Source organism: Streptomyces roseochromogenus subsp. oscitans DS 12.976, from assembly GCF_000497445.1.
Taxonomy (GTDB): domain Bacteria; phylum Actinomycetota; class Actinomycetes; order Streptomycetales; family Streptomycetaceae; genus Streptomyces; species Streptomyces oscitans.
Map to the genome: position 1 here is coordinate 6378498 of NZ_CM002285.1, position 2648 is coordinate 6381145.

The 2648-nt window shown below is 72.5% G+C and carries 2 protein-coding genes; both read right to left on the reverse strand.

Annotation, left to right across the window (positions count from 1 at the left end; all coding sequences use genetic code 11):
* Positions 1-148: 148 nt before the first annotated feature.
* Positions 149-1492, reverse strand: coding sequence for a vWA domain-containing protein (locus M878_RS77265; RefSeq protein ID WP_023550677.1), 1344 nt, complete (start codon positions 1490-1492; stop codon positions 149-151).
* Between the two features lie 80 nt (positions 1493-1572).
* Positions 1573-2648, reverse strand: a 1076-nt coding sequence (locus tag M878_RS77270; protein WP_023550678.1) for a PP2C family protein-serine/threonine phosphatase, incomplete at its 5' end; no start/stop codon positions are given.

Genomic DNA, 2648 nt, shown 5'->3' on the forward strand with positions numbered 1-2648 from the left:
CGCCCGCGGGCGGGGGCGGCGGCGGGGGCGGAGGTACGGCACCGGCCATGCGGTGACCGCAGACCTCGCACCAGTCGTCGGAACCCGACTGGTGTCCGTTCGGGCAGGTCGGCATGTCGGCGCTTCCCCTTCTCCATTGCTTCCAGGGTCACTTCTTTACACGAACAGTCTTTGTGGACCGGGTCTCCAAGGTCATCTCATCCGCCTCGGCGACCCTCGCCTTCAACCGCACAGTACCTGTCGCGGCGTCGACCACGTCCACCACCTTCGCAAGCAGTTTCGCAGTATCGGCGTTCCCGGAGGCATTCGCGAGTTGAACAGCGCGCCCCAGTTTGGCCGTTGCTCCATCGAAATCGCCCGCTTTGCGAAGGTCGAGCCCTTGCTGTATGGCTTGTGCCAGTTCGGCCTGCCCGGTGTAGTGGGCGACTTGGGGGTTGATGGAGGTGGAGGCCGTCATGTCGTCGGTCCACACCGCCCGTACGAGGCCCTGCGCGCCCAGGTTCTGTACGGATCCTCCCCCAGGTCGGGGCACCACCAGGGACACCCGCGCGGCCAGCATCTCCTGGCCGAGACCGGCCGCCGGGACCTCCACGCACACGTGGTAGTCGCGGGACTCGTCGCCCCAGGACCCCGTCGGATAGTCCCCGGCGCGCGGCCCGGCCTCGGCGCGGCGGCCGGTCAAGTCCTCGACGGTGGGCGCCACTTGCTTGACGAATCTGATGGTCGTGCCGACCGGTGTCCACACCCGCAGGGCGACGTCGGCGACCTCCTTGCCCATCGCCGTCTCCATCATCTGCGTGAAGTCGGCGGCGAGACCGGCCGGGTCGGCGACGATGTCGGCGATGCCGAGGAGCGCGGAGGCGATCCCTGTGACTTCTTTCACTTCCCAGTCGGTGCCCACACCCCGCGCATCACACGTGAACCGTCCGGCACACGCGTCCAGCGTCGCGCCCAGATCCTCCGGCGACTCGTGTTCGTTGCGGCCGTCGGTGAGCAGGATGCCGTGCCGGATGGTGACGTCGTCCGAGTTCAGCAGCCGGTCGGCGAGCCGCAGCCAGGTGCCGATGGCCGTACCGCCGCCCGCGCCGAGCCGCCGCAGCGCCTGCTTGGCCTGCTCGCGGGTGGTGGCGTCGGCGATCGCGAGCCCACCGCCGCCCGGATAGACCTCCTCGGCCACGTGCGTGCCGCCGATCACCGCGAAGTGCGTGCCGTCGCGCAGGGAGTCGATCGCGGCGGCCGTGGCGTCACGGGCGCCCCGCATCTTGGTCGGCGGGTAGTCCATCGAGCCGGAGCAGTCCACCATGATCGCCACGGCGGCGGACCGGCCGGGCCCGGCCGGGTGCACCGGGAGCACGGCGCCGCCGGCGGTGCCGCCGCCGGTCGCCGTCACGGTGACGATGGCATTGACCTCGCGCCCGCCCTCCGGCAGGTACTCGTTCTGGTACACGTCCATCGAGAACTGCGGCACATGCGACTTCGCGAAATTGGCCATGCGTACTCAAATCCCCCTTGACCGCCCTGCTGAAGCAGGGCGATGGCTGTGAACAGACCGGTCCCCTCCGGCCCGCGGCCTCAGGCCGATCCTGCCCCCTGCGGCGGTGCCGGGAACGGCACGACGGCCACTGTTACGTTGTCGTGGCCCCCGCCGTCCAGGGCGTGGCCGACCAGCACCCGGGCACTGTGCAGCGGGCGCTCGGCCGCGTCCCGGGGGATGGCCTCGGCCATCTCCTCGGCCGTCTCGGCGTAGTTCCACAGGCCGTCGGTGCACACCACCACGACGCCGGAGCGGTCCGGCTTGAAGGAGGCGGTGTGCGGCTCCAGTTCGTAGGCGTCCGCGCCGAGCCAGCCGGTGATCGCGTGGGCGCGTTCGTCGGCGTACGCCTCGGCCTCGCTCATCAGCCCCGCGGCGACCATCTGCGCGGCCCAGGAGTCGTCCTCGGTGAGCCGGGCCGCGGGTGCGGTGCGGTCGTCCGGCACCCAGTAGACCCGGCTGTCGCCGACCCAGCCGACGACCAGCAGCCCGGAGGCGACGACCGTGCCGACGATCGTGCACGCCGGGGCGTTCTGGTGCGGGGCGTGCTCGCGGGCCGTGGCGGGTTCCTCGGCGAGCGCGTTCACGGCCTGCGCGGCGGCGACGATCGCCTCGTGCATCGCCGTCTGCGGATGCGTGCCGCGCGGCAGGGCGGCCAGCAGTGTGTCACCGGCCGCCTGGGACGCGGCTGTTGACGCGTCGTCGGGTCGGGTCGCGGAGGACACGCCGTCGCAGACGACCGCGAGGACGGCCGGGGTGCCGTCGGGCAGCGCGGTGTGGCCGACGGTGAAGGCGTCCTCGTTGCGGTGGTGGCGCAGGCCCCGGTCGCTGACGGCGGCCACCGGGCCCGACTCCTGCTCCATGTGGTCGCGTTCGCGAGGCTGGGCGTGCCCGCAGTTCTCGCAGTAGCCGTCACTGTCCACCCGGCCCGCCCGGCAGGCCACGCACAGCTGCGCGGGCTCCTCCGGCACGGCGGGGTTCTCGGCCACCCGCGGGTCGGGCGCCTGCAGCGGGTACTCCTCCGGCTGCGCGGGCCGGTCGAAGCGCACCCCGGACCCGGCCGGCCGCCGCGGCTCCCCGGCGCCGGAATCGGACCCCTCCGGGCCCGTGCCGGACG